Annotated in this window: 17 protein-coding genes and 1 riboswitch; of the genes, 4 read left to right on the plus strand and 13 right to left on the minus strand. The window is 58.5% G+C overall.

From position 1 onward, the window contains the following. Positions 1–351: 351 nt before the first annotated feature. Positions 352–687, minus strand: a complete 336-nt coding sequence (locus tag AB5Y90_RS15455) for a DUF3135 domain-containing protein (protein ID WP_201949639.1) — start codon at positions 685–687, stop codon at positions 352–354. A 393-nt stretch (positions 688–1,080) separates the two neighbouring features. Between AB5Y90_RS15455 and mog the strand changes: the two genes are divergently transcribed. Further along, the gene (gene mog / locus AB5Y90_RS15460; RefSeq protein ID WP_201992037.1) at positions 1,081–1,611 is read left to right on the plus strand and encodes a molybdopterin adenylyltransferase; all 531 of its coding nucleotides are present in this window, start codon (positions 1,081–1,083) and stop codon (positions 1,609–1,611) included. 84 nt (positions 1,612–1,695) lie between these two features. Here the strand turns inward: mog and AB5Y90_RS15465 are convergent, their stop codons facing one another. The 6 genes from AB5Y90_RS15465 to trmB all read right to left on the minus strand — a co-directional run bounded on the left by AB5Y90_RS15465 (position 1,696) and on the right by trmB (position 6,140). Next, on the minus strand, positions 1,696–2,097 hold the full coding sequence (locus AB5Y90_RS15465; protein ID WP_005335217.1) for a DUF2541 family protein: 402 nt from the start codon (positions 2,095–2,097) through the stop codon (positions 1,696–1,698). Between the two features lie 167 nt (positions 2,098–2,264). Then, on the minus strand, positions 2,265–2,474 hold the full coding sequence (locus AB5Y90_RS15470; protein WP_005335219.1) for a YgdI/YgdR family lipoprotein: 210 nt from the start codon (positions 2,472–2,474) through the stop codon (positions 2,265–2,267). A 203-nt stretch (positions 2,475–2,677) separates the two neighbouring features. Then, the gene (locus AB5Y90_RS15475) at positions 2,678–3,973 is read right to left on the minus strand and encodes a sulfurtransferase (RefSeq protein ID WP_064335634.1); all 1,296 of its coding nucleotides are present in this window, start codon (positions 3,971–3,973) and stop codon (positions 2,678–2,680) included. Between the two features lie 29 nt (positions 3,974–4,002). Then, positions 4,003–4,923, minus strand: coding sequence for a glutaminase B (glsB, locus tag AB5Y90_RS15480; RefSeq protein WP_005348151.1), 921 nt, complete (start codon positions 4,921–4,923; stop codon positions 4,003–4,005). A 122-nt stretch (positions 4,924–5,045) separates the two neighbouring features. Further along, entirely contained in the window at positions 5,046–5,378 is a 333-nt protein-coding gene (locus tag AB5Y90_RS15485) for a YggL family protein (RefSeq protein ID WP_005348158.1), read from the minus strand. 48 nt (positions 5,379–5,426) lie between these two features. After that, the gene (trmB, locus tag AB5Y90_RS15490) at positions 5,427–6,140 is read right to left on the minus strand and encodes a tRNA (guanosine(46)-N7)-methyltransferase TrmB (protein ID WP_307896321.1); all 714 of its coding nucleotides are present in this window, start codon (positions 6,138–6,140) and stop codon (positions 5,427–5,429) included. A 349-nt stretch (positions 6,141–6,489) separates the two neighbouring features. Here trmB and AB5Y90_RS15495 point away from each other — a divergent pair, with 349 nt between their 5' ends. Continuing rightward, positions 6,490–7,671, plus strand: a complete 1,182-nt coding sequence (locus AB5Y90_RS15495) for a PLP-dependent aminotransferase family protein (protein ID WP_064335632.1) — start codon at positions 6,490–6,492, stop codon at positions 7,669–7,671. 74 nt (positions 7,672–7,745) lie between these two features. On the opposite strand, the gene AB5Y90_RS15500 is transcribed toward AB5Y90_RS15495, so the two are convergent. Then, complete coding sequence (locus tag AB5Y90_RS15500; protein WP_307896320.1) at positions 7,746–9,275, minus strand: EAL domain-containing protein; 1,530 nt, start codon at positions 9,273–9,275, stop codon at positions 7,746–7,748. Positions 9,276–9,527: 252 nt separating this feature from the next. Here AB5Y90_RS15500 and AB5Y90_RS15505 point away from each other — a divergent pair, with 252 nt between their 5' ends. Further along, positions 9,528–10,433 (plus strand): TIGR01777 family oxidoreductase, encoded by a 906-nt coding sequence (locus tag AB5Y90_RS15505; RefSeq protein ID WP_307896319.1) that lies wholly within the window; start codon positions 9,528–9,530, stop codon positions 10,431–10,433. A 127-nt stretch (positions 10,434–10,560) separates the two neighbouring features. Here AB5Y90_RS15505 and AB5Y90_RS15510 read toward each other — a convergent pair whose 3' ends face one another. Then, positions 10,561–13,008, minus strand: a complete 2,448-nt coding sequence (locus AB5Y90_RS15510; protein ID WP_368167172.1) for an ABC transporter permease — start codon at positions 13,006–13,008, stop codon at positions 10,561–10,563. Positions 13,009–13,044: 36 nt separating this feature from the next. Beyond that, positions 13,045–13,740, minus strand: a complete 696-nt coding sequence (locus AB5Y90_RS15515) for an ABC transporter ATP-binding protein (RefSeq protein WP_368167174.1) — start codon at positions 13,738–13,740, stop codon at positions 13,045–13,047. A gap of 56 nt (positions 13,741–13,796) precedes the next feature. Between AB5Y90_RS15515 and AB5Y90_RS15520 the strand changes: the two genes are divergently transcribed. Continuing rightward, positions 13,797–14,408: an arylesterase gene (locus AB5Y90_RS15520; RefSeq protein WP_368167176.1), complete on the plus strand. Its 612-nt coding sequence runs from the start codon at positions 13,797–13,799 to the stop codon at positions 14,406–14,408. A 182-nt stretch (positions 14,409–14,590) separates the two neighbouring features. On the opposite strand, the gene AB5Y90_RS15525 is transcribed toward AB5Y90_RS15520, so the two are convergent. From AB5Y90_RS15525 to AB5Y90_RS15535, 3 genes are all read right to left on the minus strand, one after another. Continuing rightward, positions 14,591–15,535 carry a chemotaxis protein CheV gene (locus AB5Y90_RS15525; protein ID WP_005362471.1) on the minus strand — a complete coding sequence of 315 codons (945 nt, stop codon included), beginning with the start codon at positions 15,533–15,535 and terminating at the stop codon, positions 14,591–14,593. 139 nt (positions 15,536–15,674) lie between these two features. Beyond that, entirely contained in the window at positions 15,675–18,704 is a 3,030-nt protein-coding gene (locus tag AB5Y90_RS15530; protein ID WP_368167178.1) for a glycosyl hydrolase family 18 protein, read from the minus strand. A gap of 116 nt (positions 18,705–18,820) precedes the next feature. Continuing rightward, positions 18,821–18,903: riboswitch (cyclic di-GMP riboswitch) on the minus strand. Positions 18,904–19,190: 287 nt separating this feature from the next. Further along, positions 19,191–19,379 (minus strand): integrase core domain-containing protein (locus AB5Y90_RS15535; RefSeq protein WP_368167180.1); only part of this gene is annotated, 189 nt, incomplete at its 5' end.

The following is a 19,379-nucleotide window of genomic DNA, read 5'->3' on the forward strand; positions in this document are numbered from 1 at the left end:
GCGAAGGTGAGCTGATGACTCATGATGAACCCTTTTTCATGGCTCCAGATGACAAACATGATCTCATATCAGGGACTTGTTCGCACCTTCCTTAGGGAGGGTGCGAATAAGCACCCTCCACAACGAAACTGAAAAATTTAGTTTATTAAATTCAAATGCTTACAAGGGCGCATTTTTATGTTTGGTGACTTATTCGCACCTTCCTTAGTTATTACAAGAAGGAGAAAAGAGGTTACATCACAAATACATTACGACTAACATTAAAAACCATAACAATCAGGTCGCCAGCAATTCCCTTTATTATGGCTTCACCGATTTGGCTGAAATATCAACCAAGGGGGTTATTGCAGATTATTTGCGACGTCGATAGTCCATCAGATGGATTATTTTACCACTGCCATCGCTTTCAGGCGGAGGGTCCCCCTCTTCTCTGAACTGGCTCATTTCGCTGCGCATCAAATAAAAAGATTCCCGCATCATGTTGGTAATCCGGATACAGCTATCAAGATTGTTTTTCGCAAGACGGCGCTGACCATCAATCTTGAACTGCAACCCGCGCAGACGGCGCTGCTGATCGGGGCTCGCACGGGCCATCAACTGGTCGATCTGCTGCTCCAGAATCGCATCCAGCCGGGAGGGCTCACTCGCAGCCAACTCCTTCAGGGTGTCAAAATCAGGCAACTCCATATGCCCTCCTTGGCGACTATTGCTGGCAACACACTGCGGTACCACACCATCACGTCCCAGCCATATAAATCTGTATATACGATGCGGCGAAAAAGGGTTCAATCCATCCACTGGCGACTAAACCGGACAATGGTCACTACGAGAGTGTCTATCTATTTTAATTGTGTTTGGAAACAAGCGATTGTTTTTAATTCAGGCGAGATAAAACACTTATACATTTTAGGTTGTGATTTTCTGTTTTTTATTGCAAATAAAAATCCGGGTGGCCATATTTTGCTTCATTCGACACTTTATTCTTCCCTCACCGACCCGCGCCATCTCCTGACGGTTTAACATATCTCACTGATTATGTTATTTTAATTGCCACTTTTATCGGACATTCAAGAGCAGACCATGAGCAAGGCAAAAATCGGTATCGTCACCGTCAGCGATCGCGCCAGCGCGGGCATCTATGAAGACCTCTCCGGCAAGGCCATCATCGATACCCTGAACGTCTATCTGACCTCGGAGTGGGAACCTGTCTATCAGGTGATCCCCGATGAGCAGGATCAGATTGAAGCGACCCTGATCCGGCTGGCGGATGAGGAGCAGTGTTGTCTCATCGTCACCACAGGCGGCACCGGTCCGGCCAAGCGGGATGTCACGCCGGAAGCGACCGAGGCGGTATGTGATCGCATGATGCCGGGCTTTGGCGAGCTGATGCGGGCCGAATCCCTCAAATTTGTGCCGACCGCCATTCTGTCGCGCCAGACTGCTGGACTGCGCGACGATACCCTGATCGTCAATCTGCCGGGCAAGCCCAAATCAATCCGCGAATGTCTGGATGCAGTTTTCCCTGCCATCCCCTACTGCATCGATTTGATGGAAGGGCCGTATCTCGAGTGCGATGAAACTGTCATCAAGCCGTTTCGGCCGAAAAAATAGCGAACCCGACCATAAAAAATAATGGCGAGCCACGGCTCGCCATTATTTTTAACTCATCTGTCTGCGCAGAAAAAACCGCATCAATTATTTGCGGCCGAATACTTTTACGCCCGCTTTGCTGCGCTCTGAATTACCGTACACTTCGATTTTTTTCACACAGCGACGCGAGCCTAGTGATTTCCACTCGGTCTCTTTATCACTGCTCATTTCCCGATCGAAACGAATGGTCTTGGTACGATCACCGCCATAGGTCACCACCACCCGATCCAGGGTCAAATCACGCTCCGCCTTCACCTTGATATATTTGGTCTGACGGCAAACCACCAAAGGAATTGTCGCACCATGATCACCGGCTCCCAGTAAAATAGTCCGCCCCAGCGTGAACTGATCGTCACCGGCATGGCTGGCTGACGCCACCACCAGCAAGGCACCACCCAGCAAGCTGCGTGCAGAAAAACGGGAATTCCAGATAGACATCAAGGACATAACACCTCCAATAAAAAATGGAGTGTGATGATAAGGGTTAAACCATAACGGAAGCTGTATCACGGCTGAATTTGCTGCGAATTTGCTGGGATAAACAGAGAAAACAGCACTACTTTTCAGCAAAAAGAGAAGAGCCGCAGATAGCGGCCCTTGCGGCAAGAGAGCGCTTAGCGCTCCATGATTTGGGTCACGTCATCTTTCTTGATCATTACCTCGCGCCCTTCATGATCGTAATAGCGATACATGCCGGTGCTCTCGTCCAGCTTGGGTTTGCTCTCTGTGGTGATCATCTTGCCATCCTTGGTGCTCATGATGTATTGGGAGCTGCATGCCACCAGCCCCAGGGCGCACACCAGGATCATCATCAGTTTTTTCATTGCGGCCTCTTCTGCGATCATCCTCACCACGAGGATGTTTCTTGAAGCCTAGTTCAATCGCACGGCACGGGATGGCGGGATGAGCAAAGCGGGATCGCCGTCAATAATCAGCGACTTAGCCTCGCTATCTGGCCGGGTGGCGAGCGCAATGAAAAAGGCCGGACATCTCTGTCCGGCCTCTTCTTTCAAGCGCAAGCACGCAATCATGACTTGGCAGGCTGGCGCTCACCGGTCACGGTCGGGTTCTTGGGATCGGAACTCCACTCGTACCAACCGCCATCGTAGACGCTGATCTGTTTCCAGTCCATCAGCCAGGCGTAGAAGAAGGCCTCGGAGGCCCGCCAGCCGGTACCGCAGTAGAACGCCGCCTGCTGGGTTGGCTCGATATTCCACTGGTCCCACATGGCGAGGATCTCGCGGGCCGGCTTCATGGTGCCGTCCGGGTTGTGGAAATCGCTCATGCTGTTGGCATCCACCCCGCCATGACCCCACTTGGCCCCCGGGATATCGCCCTTCGGCTTGATGTAGCTGTAACCTGAGGTGTTGCCGACAAACTCGTCCCAGGTACGCACGCTGACCAGTGCGCTATCGGGCTTCTTGAGCAGCTCTTTCGCCTGACTTAGCGTGGTGTAGTACTCGGGGTGAGCGGGAATGGCCACGCCAAACTCCTTCACCGGCTCATATTTGTTGGGTAGACCGGTTTCGGTTCGCAGGTGCTGGATAAACCAGGCATCCAGACCACCGTCCAGCAAGCGTACATCTTCCACCCCCGCATACATCATCAGGTGCGCAGCACGGGCAGCCGCCATGGTGTTGCGACCATAGAGGATGACGGTGGTGTCGTGACGGATGCCGTTATCCAGCAGCAGCTTCTTGAGCGCTTCGTCAGAGACCTTGTTCCACAGCGGCTCCTCTTCGAGGCTGTTGGTATCGATATAACCGGCCCCCGGGATGTGACTGATGAGGTAGGCCTTGGGTGAACCCCAATCCACTTCAAACAACTTCCAGTCACCCTTGGGCGCAGCGGCAACCGGCTTGCCCTCTTGCAGATCCGCCAACCAGCGCGGATAGACCAGCTGCTGCCAGCGTGCCAGCGACTCGCGCGGTGCGGCTTGCCACCCTTGCAGCTCGAACAGCTGCTTGATCCCCTGCTTGCGCAGCAGACGGGCCACCTCGGCCACTTCGCGGGACGCACCGTAGAGGGCAACCGGACGATCGGCCTTCAGTCCCTTGATCTCGAGGGCCTTTGGCCACTCTTCATCGCTGTATTTCCACTCGGCAGAGAGGTTCTCGGCGCCCGCCACATGGCCGCCCTGCTTCTCCCCTTCCATCGGCCACCCCTGATAGAAGTAGCTGGCGCGGGTATCCAGGATGACAGCCTGTTTGGCCTTGGCATCGGCCAGCGAGAGCGGTGGCAACTCCCCTGCCACGGCGGGCAGGGCACACCAGAGCAGTAAGGTCGCCAGCGCGGCCTGCAGGAAGCGAAGATGTCGTTTCATGGTGATTTCTCGATTCATAGTGAACAAGGTTAAAAAATGGAGCGACCCAGCCGCTCGGCCAGCAGCTCCAGCGCCGCCGTGCCCGCCAGCGAGTTACCGGCTTTGTTGAGCTCGGGCGACCAGACACAGACGCAGAGCTCGCCCGGGATCAGGGCGATGATACCGCCGCCGACACCCGATTTGCCCGGCATGCCGACACGATAGGCAAAATCGCCCGCCTCATCATAGAGACCGCAGGTGGCGAGCAGGGCGTTGACCTGCTTGGTGGTGCGGGCGGGCAGCAGCGGCACGCTCTCGCCCAGTGGCACACCACGGTTGGCCAGATAGATGAATGCCCGCGCCAGATCGACGCAGCTCATGCGGATGGCACAGGCATTGAAGTAGCTTTGCAGCACCTTGTCCACTTCGTTTTCGAAGTTGCCGTAGGCCTTCATCAGATAGGCGATGGCGGCGTTACGGGCAGAGTGCTGATATTCGGAGCGGGCGACCACCTGATCCGCCATGATGGCCGGATTGCCGGAAAGGCGACGCACCAGCTCAAGGGTACGTTGCCGCGGCGCAGTGAGGCGGGTCTCCAGCAGATCGCTCACCACCAGCGCCCCGGCATTGATAAAGGGGTTGCGGGGGATCCCCTGCTCGAACTCGAGCTGCACCAGCGAGTTGAAGGGCTGGCCGGAGGGCTCCTTGCCAACCCGGGCCCAGATCTCCTCCTCCTGATAGAGAGTGAGTGCCAAGGTCAGGCTCAGGGCCTTGGAGATACTCTGGATGGAGAAGGGTTCAAAAGCGTCACCGGCGGTGAACAGCTCCCCCTCGACGGTACAGACTGCGATACCCAGCCGATCGGCCGGTACCTGAGCCAGTGCCGGAATGTAGTCGGCCACCTTGCCTTGTCCCAGCAACGGGCGCACCTCTTCAAGGATGCTGGCCAGTAATTCGGATGACAACACCATAAGCAATAAGCGATTCCATGACTAAAACAGCGGTGGAGATCCCATCCCCACTGACAAAAATCCCGCCAGCGGCGGGATTTTTCAGTTACCCACAACAAGGCGCCAGATGCGGCAGCCTTGTATCAGGCCGGTTCACCGTACCAGAGGTCGAACAGCTCGGTAACGACCACGGCTTCCATCCCCTTGCCTTCCAGCCAGGATTTGACGGCAGCGCGGTCTTCTTCGGTACACTTGCCCAGTTGCTGGGTGCAGATCATCCCTTCCCAGGCCAGGTGACCGGAGCCGGCAAAAGCCAGTTTACGGGGTTCAACAACCTCATCGATCATCGCATCGACTACCGCATCGATGGTCTCTTCGGCAGTACCGACCGGGAAGTTGAAACTGATGTCGAAACCCATTTCCTGGAATTCATCGACGCGCAGTTTCTTGCGCAGGCGGCGGCTACGATTGGCCATGATAGCTCCTCAAGTTAGTTGATACGCTAGGTGTGTTGACGTGCCAGCTTAGCTGACACGCTTGAAAATCAGATCCCAAACCCCGTGGCCGAGACGGTGGCCACGTTGTTCAAATTTGGTCAGCGGCCGCCAGTCCGGACGAGGCACCCAGTTGCCGGTGGCAGAGGTATTCTCGTAACCCTCGGCAGCGCTCATCACTTCCAGCATGTGCTCGGCATAGTTTTCCCAGTCGGTCGCCATGTGGAACACGCCACCAATGGCCAGCTTCTGGCGAATATCCTGGGCAAACGCAGACTGTACGATGCGGCGCTTGTGGTGACGGCTCTTGTGCCAGGGATCCGGGAAGAAGAGCTGCAGGCAGGAGAGTGAACCGTTCGGGATCATGTGCTCCAGCACCTCGACCGCATCGTGGCAGATCACCTTCAGATTGGTGACGCCCGCTTCCTGAGCGGTACCCAGACAGGCACCCACGCCCGGGGAGTGTACTTCAATGCCGATGAAGTTCTTCTCGGGGGCATTCTTGGCCATCTCCACCAGAGAGGCGCCCATGCCAAAGCCGATCTCCAGCACCACAGGTGCTTCACGGCCAAACAGTGCGACCAGATCGAGCTGCTTTGGCTCGAAATCGATGCCCATGACCGGCCAGAGCTCTTCCAGGGCCTTCTCCTGCCCTTTGGTCAGGCGGCCTTCGCGACGGACAAAGCTGCGGATCTTGCGCATGAACTTGCCATCTTCGTTAAATACATCTTGGGTCACAGGCATAATGGTCTCGTTATTTCATCAATCCGGGTAATACATCTTGTGTCCGATCCCGAGCGGGACCGCTCGCGGCTCGGCATTTCATCGACCCGCGAAAACAGGGGAGCGAATTATCCCAAGATAGGCCCAAGGCGCAAGTGTTTCGCGCAACAAATATTCCGGCCATCCACTTCCCTGCTCCCTCACTGGCATCACCACACCAACTAACCGTCCAATATAATCCGCAGTAGAGTCGTTCCAGCCCTTTTTTGGCGATTTTTGTGACAATCATTGCCTCATTTCTGAAATCTGATACAAACGGATAACCTGGCGGTCGAATGGAGCGACCGCCCACATGCCGAGAGAATTGTCTATGCAGCCGTTTTTTGCCCAGCGCTTCGAGAAGGTTGAACCTTCCTTTATCCGTGAAATCCTCAAAGTTGCCGCCAATCCGGAGATCATCTCCTTCGCCGGTGGCCTGCCCAATCCCCACCTGTTTCCGGTCAAGGCGATCGATCAGGCTTGTCAGGATGTGCTGCGCGAACAGGGGGCTGCCGCCCTGCAATATGCGGCGACCGAGGGCTTCGCCCCGCTGCGCCAATATATTGCCGACCGCTATCTGGCCCGCCACGGCATGCAGGTCAATCCGGACAACATCCTCATCACCAGCGGCTCCCAGCAGGCGCTGGATCTGCTGGGCAAGGTGCTGATCGACGAGGGTCAGGATCTCATCATCGAAGAGCCGGGTTACCTTGGCGCCATTCAGGCCTTTTCTGTCTACCAGCCCACCTTCAAGCCGATCACCCTTGAAGAAGAGGGGCTGGATCTGGCGGCGCTGGATGCGCTGCTGGCAAGCGGATCCAATGCCAAGCTGCTCTACGGCGTGCCCAACTTCCAGAACCCGAGCGGTGTCTCCTATAGCCGTGCCAACCGCGAGGCACTGGCCGAGCGACTGGTTCGCCACGAGCTGTTGATGGTGGAAGATGATCCCTACGGCGAGCTGCGGTTCGAAGGGGAACATCTGCCCCCCATCGCCAAGCTGGCGCCAAACAATACCGTGCTGCTCGGCTCCTTCTCGAAAACCGTGGTGCCCGCTTTCCGTCTGGGCTGGATGGTGATGCCGGACTGGCTGCGCAAGAAGGTGACCATCGCCAAGCAGGCGACCGATCTGCACAGCAACGCCTTCAGCCAGCAGGTGCTGCACCGCTTCCTGACCGACAACTCCCTCGACGCTCACTTGGAGAAGATCAAGGAGGTCTATGGCCGCCAGCGCGCCGCCATGGAGGCCGCGCTGGCCCGTCATTGCCCGCCCGGTGTCAGCTACACCCGACCGGAAGGGGGCATGTTCCTCTGGCTGACCCTGCCAGCCCACATCAGTGCCATGGCGCTGTTTGACGAGGCGATCAAGGAGAAGGTGGCCTTCGTACCCGGTGCCCCCTTCTACGTGCGCCCCGAGATCAAGAACACCCTGCGCCTGAGCTTCTCCTGCGTCGATGAAGCGACCATCGAGGAGGGGGTCAAACGCCTGGCTCGCGCCCTCCAGCGCATGCTCTGATCGCCCAAGCCAAACCGTACCAACAAAAAACCAGCGAGCGATCGCTGGTTTTTTTATGCTCCCCATTCAACCGTTCAGCCAAACAGGGTCTTGCAAAACTGCTTCATCGGGATGGGGCGGCTGTAACGATACCCTTGCAGATAGTCAACGTGGCGCGCCCGCAGGTAGTCCGCCTGCGACTGCTTCTCGACCCCCTCCGCGATCAGGATCAATTCAAGTCGCTTCGCCAGATCAATCACGTTTTCAACGATATGGCTGGAGAGTGCATCCGTGCCGATCATCTCCACAAAGCTCCGGTCAATCTTGATTGCATCGACCTGAAACTGTTGCAGATAGGTGAGACTGGAGTGACCGGTGCCAAAGTCATCGATAGAGATCAACACGCCCAGTTTGCGCAACTCGGCAAACATCTGAGCGGTTGTCTCATCAGCTACCAGCAGTTCACGCTCAGTCAGCTCCAGCCCCAAATCAACGGGATTGTCTTTAAATGCGTCAAGAAACGCCTTGCAGTCAGCCAACAGGTCGAGATCCTGAAAGTGCCTGGCGCTGATATTGAAGCAAAAATGAAACTTTGCCGGCAGCTTGCGGGCATAAGGGGAGAAGTGATCGCGCACCTGCGCCATCAACAGGCTGGTCATGGGCACGATCAGCCCGCTATCTTCCGCCAGCGGAATAAAGCGATCCGGCGAGATCATCCCTTGCTTGGGATGCTGCCAGCGCATCAGCACCTCACAGCCACGCCACTGCTCATCCTCACCGGAGACCACTGGCTGCAGGTAGGGGATAAACTCCTCTTCGATCAACGCCCGCTTTAGCTCCTCCGCTGGCGAGCTGCTACGTCCCATCAGCCTGAAGGTGCCGAATCCAATCAGCAGCGCCAGCAACGGAGAGAGGATCAAGGTATATCTGGAGTATCGCCATGCGTGGCTCCAGTAGTCATGCACCGTGACCTGGGTGACGACCTGATAGGGGAAATCAGCCGAAGCGAGGGCAATATAACCCTCTTCTGTCGGAGAGGGCGCCGCCCCGACCTGACCTGAGCCAAACAGTGCCCTCTGCCCCACCACCAGAGCCATCGGGGAGTTCTTGCTGGAGATCTCCAGGGTATTGCGCAGGTAGTAGCCATCTACACCGATCAGCACACTCCCCTTGTCCGTTTCATGACGCAGCACGATCAAGGGGCGATCCGGTGTGACCTCATTGCCAGGCAGCAGTTGCAACCTGCCATCCACATAGCGGTCGGGATTGAAGGGGCCATCGTAGTCACCATAGAGCGAGGTGCAATAGATGTGGCTGCCTACAGCCAGATTGGCGGAACGGACATAAGGCACCGTGGCCACCTGTTCGCGCAGCAGTTGTGCCGCCTCCTTGCACGAGTGACCCAGCATCCCCTCCACATTGATGGCCGCCTGCTGGGCATGGCCGATGGAGCGCTCAAACATCACACGGGCATGCTGCAACCGTGAATCGGCATCACGCTCTGTCTCCGTCACCGTCTGCCAGATAACGGCAACAACCCCCAGCAGCAGGATCCCGCCCCCCATCAGCAGCGCCACCAGAATCCTCGAGTAAAGCTGGCGAAGTTTCAAACGACGAAATGGCATGGCGGCCTCTTTGATGCTCGGATGATGGGTGACAGCCTCGTTGGACAGGCGAAAAGGGTCGCCATAATAGCGATTGATCAACAAATGTCCACCCAACAAAAATCAATCAATTCAAACTATTGTTCAACAATATGTCGTAAGAAGAGGATAGAGTTAACAAACGTCAAACAGAAAACTCCCGAAGCACGTCTCACTTGTTGAAGGGAAGCCACACCATTAAAGTTGAGCAAACGGCAGCAGGAGCATGCAGCGATGAAGATTCTTATTACCGGAGGGACCGGCTTTATCGGCCGCAAGCTGGTTGCCCATCTCAAGGTCAATCACGAGGTCGTGGTATTGAGCAGGCAGGGGAGCCGCGCTTACTCCCTGCTCGGTCACGATATCAAGGTATTGGATAACCTCGACCGGCTCGATGACCTCAATGAAGTGGACGCGGTGATCAATCTGGCCGGTGAACCCATCGCCGCCGGACGCTGGAGCGAGTCGCGCAAACAGCAGCTCTGCGATAGCCGCTGGCTGTTGACCGAGCAGCTGGTGGATCTCATCAAGCTATCCAGCACGCCGCCTAAGGTGCTGATCAACGCCTCCGCCATCGGCTGGTATGGCAGACAGGGCACCGAAACCCTCGATGAGCAGTGCCGCTCTCCCAACGACGAGTTTACCCACCAGCTCTGCCAGCAGTGGGAAACCCTGGCGCAGGAGGCCCAGAGTCGCCAAACCCGGGTCTGTATCGTGCGGATCGGGCTGGTGCTTGGCATGGATGGCGGCGCCCTGCCCAAAATGCTCCCCCCCTACCGACTCGGACTCGGCGGCCCCATGGGATCGGGCAGCCAGATGATGAGCTGGATCCATGTGCAGGATCTGGTGCGCGCCATGCTGTTCTTGCTGGATCACGAAGAGTGCAGCGGCATCTTCAACGGCACTGCGCCCCATCCGGTCAGCAACCGGGAGTTCAGCCAAACCCTTGCCACCACGCTGCACCGTCCACACCTCTTCTTCGTCCCGGCGCCGCTGTTGCAACTGGTGATGGGGGAGGCGGCAGATCTGCTGCTGACCGGACAAAAGGTGATACCAGCACGACTGCAACAGGCCGGTTTTCACTTCAGCTATCCCGAGCTGCCGAACGCCCTCACCAATCTTCTGCGTGAGTCCCGCTAACTCACACCCGCTCGCGGCGTCCGCTCGTCGGCACCTCCCATAACAAGCAGCCCGGCCAATGGCCGGGCTGCTTGTTTATTGTGGATGCTCGATTGCACCTTGTGTGCATCGGCTCGCGCTGGCGGGATTACAACAAGCCCTGCCCCAGACCCCGCAACCGATCGCTCAGGGTGCCAGCCAGCAGCTGACGTTGCATTCCCTGCCCCGCCAGCGTCACCAGCAGCGCCCCCAGCGTCGGCAGGCCGAGCCAGATGGCCCAGTGGAACTGCCACAGCCCCTCGAACCACCACCACTGCAGGCCAAAAGAGCAGAGCTCCACCACCATGGCGGCACAGAGCCCCGCCAGCGCACCACTGGCCACCAGCTCCCAACGCAGCATCTTTTTCAGCAGTTCGCTGCTGGCACCCAGGGTGCGCATCAGCAGCAGTTCTCGCCGACGCTGGGCCATGCTGGCCTGGGTCTGGGTCAGCAGCACCAGCAGCGCCGCCACTGTCACCAGCCCCAGCATCAGGGCCAGCGCCCGGCTCACCTGCTCCGATACCTGAGTGAGCCGCGCAATCAGGTCATCCACATCGATAAGACTCACCGTGGGGTGACGGCGGATCAACTCCACCTCGGCAGTGCGCCCCGCCTCGGGCAGCCGGTAGCTACCAAGCCAGGTTCGGGAGAAGGGTGCCAGCAGATCCTCGGAGAAGATCATGTAGAAGTTGGGGCGCATGTTGTCCCACTTGATGCTGCGCAAACTGGTGACCCTGGCGCCGAAGCTGCGTCCCTCGATGGTAAAGGCGAGCATGTCCCCCAGCTTGATATCGAGTCGCTTGGCCAACTCGCTATCCACCGACACCTCGCCGGGCCCGGCAAGCCACTTCCCTGCCACCAGCTTGTTGTCGATTGGCAGGGTTGCCGTGGTAGTGAAGTTGAGCTCCCGATCGACCCCCTCGCGGCCACTACTGGCCCCCTCGCCCACCGCCTCACCGGCGATATGGGTCAGCCTGCCGCGCACCATGGGGTAGAAGTCGGAAGTGTTGGCCCCGGCTGCCGCCAGCTCGCTCAGGATCCCCTCCCGCTCGTTCTCGGCCACATTGACCAGAAAACGGTTGGGCGCATCGACGGGAAGACGGGCCGAAAACTCATCCAGCAGATCGACCCTTGCCGCCCAGAGCAAGCCAAATAGCATCAGCGCCAGTGCAAAGCCCGCCAGCTGAAACAGGCCGCTGCTGCGCTCGCGCGACAGATGGGCCAGCGCCAGCCGCAAGGCATGAGGTCCGCTCACTCTTGCCCCCAACCGCAACATCAGCGCCGCCAGCAGGGCCAACAGCCCCATCAGCAAGCCCATGCCCCCCACCAGACCCAGCGCCAGCCGCACATCGGCGGTAAAGCCCCAGACCAGCGCAAACAGCCCGAACAGGCCGACCGGCAGGGCCAGCCAGGGGGGAATACCCGCCTCCAGCTCCCGGCGCAATACCCGCAGCGGCGGCACCTTCAGCAGCCGCAAGAAGGGCACAAAAGCGAGCAGCAGGGTGATAAAGAGCGCCACCGCCACCCCCAGCGCAAAGGGGCGCCAGGAGGGGGGAGGCAGATCCGGCGGCAGCAGGTCCCCCAGCAGTTGCAAGGTGATCCACTGCATGGCAGTGCCCGCCACCAGACCCAACAACGCGCCGATCAGCGTCAACGACAGCAGCAGGGTTCCCATCAGTTGCCAGAGCGAGCGACGTGATGCCCCCAGGGTTTTGAGCAGCGCCACCATATTGGTCTGGCGCTCGGCAAAGTGGCGCACCGCAATCCCCATCGCCAACGCCCCCAGCAACACCCCGCTTAGCGAGGCAAGCCGGAAGAAACGCTCGGCATTGGCCAGCGAGCGACCCACTTGGGATTCGCTGTCATCCGGTTTGATCCACTTCTGTCCGGCCTGTAGTTGTGACAACAACCATTGCTCGTAACGGGCCAGCGATTCCCGCGGCCCCTTGAACAGATAGCGCCACTGCTGGCGGCTGCCGGGGAGCAGGGCGCCGGTCGCCTCGATATCGGCAGTGTGGATCAGCGCCCGCGGCGCCAGCAGGAAGGGGCTGAAGCCCTGATCCGGCTCCTCGCCAAGCAGGCCTGCCACCTTGAGCACCGTATTGCCTACCTCCAGCTCATCCCCCGTTTTGGCCTTAAGCAGCTGCATCACCCGGGCGGAGAGCCAGATCTCGCCGGGAGCCGGGGCGCGGGCAGGTTCCAGAGTGAGCTTGCCGTAGAAGGGAAAACCATCGGGCACGGCCCGAATGGAGGCAAGCTGCAGCGCATCACCGTGAAACAGCATGCTGTTGAAACTGACGGTGGTCTGCACCGCCAAGCCATCCTGTTTAGCCCGGGCTAGCCAGCCATCCGGCAGAGCGGCGGCGGTGCGCAGCACCCGATCCGCTCCGATAAAGTCGCGGCCCGACGCCTTGAGTCCGGCATCGAGCCGATCCGCTACCAGCGCCACACTCAAGACGCACGCCACGCTAAGCGCTAGCGCCAGCACAAACCAACGCAGCTCGCCGCTAAAACCTTCCCGGCGCAGCAGTCGCCATCCCAATCGCCACTGCATCATCCCTTGCATCTCCCGCCTGCCCCGCAGCTCACCCCGTTACACCACATCATGGGCCACCTCGCGATCCAGTCTGCCCGCCGTCATGACCACTTGCCGCTGGCAGCGCTCGGCCAGCTGATGGTCATGGGTTACCACCACTAGCGTGGTGCCGTGCTTGCGATTGAGTTCAAACAGCAGCTCGATCACCTTCTCGCCGGTCTTGCTGTCGAGGTTGCCGGTCGGCTCGTCCGCCAGCAGCAGACTGGGGCGGGTCATAAAGGCACGGGCGATGGCCACCCGCTGCTGCTCACCGCCGGAGAGCCGTGGCGGCAGATGGTGCAACCGCTCGCCAAGCCCGACTGCGGCCAGCAGCTCGCGAGCTCTTGGTTCGCAATCACGCTCGCCGCGCAGCTCGGCGGGCAGCATCACATTCTCCAGCGCCGTCATGGTCGGGAGCAGCAGGAACGACTGGAACACAAAACCGATCTGCTCGGCGCGCAACCGGGCCCGCCCCTCTTCATCCAGCTCAGCGAGAGATTTGCCGAGGATTTCGATGTCTCCCTGACTCGGCATATCGAGCCCGGCCAACAATCCCAGCAGGGTGGACTTGCCGGAGCCGGAGGCACCGACCAGCGCCACCGTCTCGCCACTATTGACTTGCAGATCGATCCCTTCAAGGATGGTGAGGCTTTCCTGGCCGAGGCGAACCGATTTGCCGAGGCCCTTGACGACAATAATGGGGGTTGAACTCATGCTCTGTATCCTTTGTTCCAATCCCTTGATGACAATCCATAGCGGGAGTTGAATTGATGGTGCGTATTCTGTTTGTCTTGTTCGTTGGCCTCGGCAGCCTGCTCTCGTCGGCTCAGGCCCAGACCCTGCTGGTGCTGGGAGACAGCCTGAGCGCCGGCTATCAAATGCAGGTTGAGCAGAGCTGGCCTGCCCTGCTCAACCAGAAATGGCAGGAGGAGGGGGGCAAAAACACTCTGCTCAATGCCAGCATCAGCGGTGAAACGACCCAGGGGGCGCTGGCCCGTCTGCCCGCTCTGCTGAAGGAGCACAAGCCGGACTGGCTGCTGATCGAACTGGGGGGCAACGATGGCCTGCGCGGCTTCGCACCGACCATTACCCGCCAAAATCTGGCCAGCATGATCGCGCTCGCCAAGGAGCAGCAGACCCGTGTGGTGTTGACCCAAATCCAGCTGCCCCGCAACTACGGTGCCCGCTATCTGCGCCAGTTCGAACAGATCTTTCCCGAGTTGGCCCAGGCTAACGATCTGCCCCTGCTGCCTTTCTTTATGGATGATATTGCGCTGCGCCCTGAACTTATGATGAACGATGGTATTCATCCCGCCCCGGCGGCCCAGCCCCAAATCCGCGATAAAGTCGCCCGCTTTATGGAGCCGCTGCTCAGCCAATAAGCCCGCCGTCTATCACCAATATCCCATAACAAAATATCCCGCCAAAATCGGATGTTTTGAATGGTCGACGATCTCTGCGTGGCACCTTGATTCAACCAATCCATCGCCAATACCCAGTAACAAAACATCCCGCCGAAGCGGGATGTTTTGTTACTGATTTAGCATAACCGGCATGCAGCGTCTCAGCTTTCCAGCACCTGGCGCAGCCGCTCCTGGGCCACGCCGACCAGCAAGTCGGGCTGGAATTTGGAGATAAAGCGGTCGCACCCCACCTTCTTGACCATGGCTTCGTTGAAGTTGCCGCTCAGGGAGGTGTTGAGGGTGATAAAGAGATCGGACATACGCGGATCGCTGCGTACCTCGTGGGTCAGGCGGTAGCCGTCCATCTCCGGCATTTCGGCATCGGTGATCATCAGCAGGATCTCGTCGGTCACCTTCTTGCCAGCATCGCACCACCCCTTGAGCAGGGTCAGCGCCTGCAAACCATCCTGACACTCGATCACCTCAAGCCCAAGCTGGCCCAGGGTCTCGCGCACCAGATTGCGGGCGGTGCTGGAGTCATCGACGATCAGCACTTTGCGTCCATGCATCTCGGGCAGGATCTCCCGATCCAGCACCTCTTCGGAGATACGGATGTCATAGGTGATGATCTCCGCCAGCACCTTCTCCACATCGATGATCTCGACGATCTGCTCCACTCCATCTTCGGGAATGCGGGTGATGGCAGTGAGGTAGTTGGCGCGCCCGGCGGAGCGCGGCGGCGGCAGGATATCCTTCCAGGTCATGTTGACGATATTGGCCACCTGCCCCACCAGAAAGCCCTGAATGGTACGGTTGTACTCGGTAATGATGAGGTTGGATTCACTGTCGATGGGCATGGGACGCATGCCGATGGCGCTGCGCAGGTTGATCACCGGGATCGAGGTACCGCGGATATTGGCCACCCCGCTGATATTGTGATGGGAGCCCGGCATCTTGCTCAGATGGGGCAACTTGACCACTTCCCGTACCTTGAAGACGTTGATGGCGAACATCTGACGGGTGCCGAGACGAAACATCAACAACTCGAGGCGGTTTTCACCCACCAGTTGAGTTCGTTGATCAACGGAATCCAATATACTCGCCATACGCTGATATCCATCTGATTATTAATCGACTCTATTATAGAGGCTGCCCGCCAGGAAAGGCAGGCGCATTTTCAACCAGAGCGACCAACCAGACAAAAAAAGTGAGGCCGAAGCCTCACTTATCTCATTGATTTTAAAATCAATAGCTACAGACAGACTTCCAGCTACCATCGGTTGCCTTGGGCTCGCTGCTGGTCCACCAGTTTGCTTGCCACACTACCTTGTTATGGGTAATGCGATCGCCGCCATTGGCATGATCCCCCTGCGGCCAGCTCGGATAGGCCTTGTAGGCCGCCGGATTGACGTTCTGGCTGCTGCAGCTGGTGCCCGGATTCTCACCGCCACCCGAGCCCAGCACGGCCTCCGGCAGGGTCGGGAACTCGGCCTTGAGACCAATGGTCTGGCTGCCGCTGATGATGCGCATGCCGCTTGGCACGCCAGCAGCGGGCAGGTAGTAGGTCATGGCGACTTCAATCTCGGCCCCCGGTGCCAGAGTCTGCCAGCCCGGCAGGTTCATGGCGACCTTGTGGAAGTCCTTCTCGTTGGCAATGCCTTCCGAGTTGTCGTTGCCACCGCTCTCCACCACTTTCAGGCCCATGCCACTCTGATCCGTGATGGTGTCAGAGGTAGAGGTGGGCACCAGAAACTCGATGCGCGCGCCGCCCGGAATGGTCTGGGTCGACTTGTTGACCAGCTTGAGTTTCGGGTTGATCGGATAGTTGGAGTCCCCTTCCTTGAAGCCGGAGAGGCTGACCTGGATGTCGAGCTGGGCGCTCGGCGCGGCCAGATCGTTTTGCTTGGTGTTGTACGGAGTTGCCTTGGCAAACTTCTCATAAGCCAGGGTGGTCAGGGTACTGCCCATGCCGTACTCGTTCTTGGCCGGATCGAAGGCGTAGTCACCCGCCATCTCCCAGAACATCACGCCACCCAGACCGCGCTTGATGATGTAGTCGAGCTTGTGGCCCATGGACTCTTCATCTTCGGTTGAGAGGAACACCTTCTTCTCTTCGTTCCACAGCCAGGGCGCGTGGGCCTTGTCATCGTAGTAACGCACATACTTGCCCTGCATCACGTGAGCCGGATTGTTGGGATCCAGACCCCAGGCAGTGCCATAACTTGGCAATGTGGTGATGCCGAGGCTGGCCGCATTCTCCAGGTTCTTGGCATGCCACATGGGTACGGCGCCACCGCCGATCTCTTTGCCGTTCTTGTCGAGATCATGCCAGATGTTGTCGATGCCGACCGCCCCGTTGCCGCACGGAATGGTGCTACCACCGGTGCCCGGCTGGCACTCGTTCTGGCTCGGCAGGGCTGCCTTGCCACCCAGCCCATGACTGCCACCGCTCACCCCCTGCCAACCGCGGGTGTAATAGGGCACGCCAACGTTGATCTTGCCAGCCGCCAGCGCACCGCGGAAGTAGTGGGCAGACCAGGCCGCGTTGAGGTAACCGATACCGCCAAACTGGGTCTGGGTATAGACGCCCCAATGGGAGAGCTCGGGGTCGGCATTGTTGTCGAACAGGGCAGCGTTGTGACCGACAAAGTGGTTCCAGGCACCGTGGAAGTCATAGGTCATCAGGTTGACGTAATCGAGGTACTGGGTGACCTGGAAGTTCTCCATCCCGCGCAGCAGATAGGCAGAAGCCGGTGAGGCGATGGTCAGCATATACTTGCGGCCATCTTCGTTACCGGCGTTGTCGAGCCGCGCCCGCAAGGTCTTCATCAGCACCTCGTAATTGGCAAACAGCTTGGCCCGGCACTGGTTGGAGAGCGGGAAGTCGTTGGGATTGCCCGCATCCTTCATCGAGGTGGGGTATTCGTAGTCGATATCGACCCCATCAAAACCGTACTGGCGGATAAAGCTCACCGCCGAGTCAGCCAGGGTGTTGATACCGGCAGTATTGACCGAGCAGTCACCCTTGGTAGTGGCGGTGTAGAAGCCGCGGGTATCGGCCCAGCCGCCGACCGAGATGAGGGTCTTCACGTCCGGATACTGCTTCTTGTACTTCGACAGCAGGTTGAAGTGGCCCTTGTAGGCAAATTCAGGATCCATCTCGGCACCCGGCACGCCATCCCAGGTCATCTTGGTGGCTGCATCGTCCACCTTGATAGTGTGGCTCTGCTCATCCACCGCCGCGAAGGCGTAGTTGATGTGGGTGATCTTGTTCCATGGAATATCGCTCACCAGATAGGCGGGCAGGCCGTTCTTGCCGGTGCGCCAGGAGGTGAAGTAGCCGATGACCCGGCGGGCATGGTCATCCCCCATGCACTCGTAGCCATCCGGGCGATAGATCTGGCGAATGTCACAAGAGAGGTTGCCACCGGTGGGCGGCAGCGCGGCCTCCTCGACATTGACGGTCACCGCCGCCGACTCGCCGCTCAGATTGCTCTTGTCAGTGGCCACCAGCTTGAGGGCGGCACTGCCTTTGGCATCCGGTGTCCAGTTAACCTGCCAGGGGGCGGCATTGTCTTCCCCTACCTTCTTGCCATCAACAAACAGCTCGACTTTGGCCACATCGTTGTTGGCATCGGTGACGTTGCCACTCACCGCCACGCTGCGACCCAGCGTCACCTTGGCACCGCTGGCCGGGCTGCTAATGCTCACCTTGGGCGCCTCTGGCGCCACCACGGCGGTGACGTTGAAGCTGGAATCCGCTTCGCTCAGTACCTTGCCATCTTTATCCAGCGCGCGAGCTTTGAGGGTATGGGCCCCCACTCCGGCGGCGCTCCAGCTGGCACTCCAGGGCGAGGCGCTCGCCGTGGCAACCAGCTTGCCGTCGACAAGGTATTCCACCTTGGCCAGCGCCGTCACCGGGCCGCTCAAGGTCACCGCCAGCGCCACACTGGTACCTTCGTTGAAGCTGGCGCCAGCAGCTGGCGAGCTGACGGCTACGCCGAGTGCAGGAGGAGGCACCTCGCCACCATAGGGCTTCCAGGCATCTGCCCAGACCACACCTACCCCCGGCTCATAGTGATAGGGGGATGCCCCGCACCAGCCTGAATAGGGGAATTCTTTGCACTCGTAGAGGGCACCGACGTTGCTGACGATATCGCCAGCCTTGTAGGCAGTACCGGATTTATAGGCGGGATAAGCGGCCTGGGCCCAGGCGGGCGCAGCCGCAAGGGCGACCAGCATGGCAAGCCTGCTGGGTCTGAAGAGCTGTTGCATATTGTTATCTTCCTTGTTTTGTCTTGGCATTGGTCACCAAGGCAAAGAACAATCGCAACCTGCATGATGGGCGCAGACAACTGGCAATGGACCTGCCACAAAAACCACCCCTCACCCAGGGAAACCCCGCTATCTGGATCCACGATCGAGACCGGAAGCATTGCGCCCCGGCATCACTGCCGGTTTGCCCTTTACCTGGGTTCCGTGAGGAACGAACCCAGTATAGGAAGGCGACAAGATCCCCTCAATCTTTATTCTCAAGGAGAATTATCATTAACATGAAGTGGCTGATTGGCAAACAGCAGAACAGGCTGGCGAATGGCCACAAGCTCCAGAGAGCTGCTTAATCAGTAATTTTTTGCAGACTGACCTGCTTTTGGGGGAGATACAGTAGGTCAAATTGATAACCGGAAATTATTATAAAATTTGATGGTGGATGTCTAGTCCTGAAATAGGTTTACACATTTTCAACTAGCATTTCTCTACTCAGAACCCCCTATGTACCGCATCGGGGGTTCTGTATTTCAACGCATGATGCGGCCGCTCCACGTTGTAAATATCCACCGCTTCACGCACCATTTCCCGCGCTTGCGCCAAATCCTGCGGGCTTTGTAGCAATAACTCTCCTTTCAAAATCCCGTTCACCCGCTCCGCCAACGCATTCTGGTAACAGTC

Source organism: Aeromonas sp. R4-1 (assembly GCF_040908325.1).
Classification (GTDB): domain Bacteria; phylum Pseudomonadota; class Gammaproteobacteria; order Enterobacterales; family Aeromonadaceae; genus Aeromonas; species Aeromonas veronii.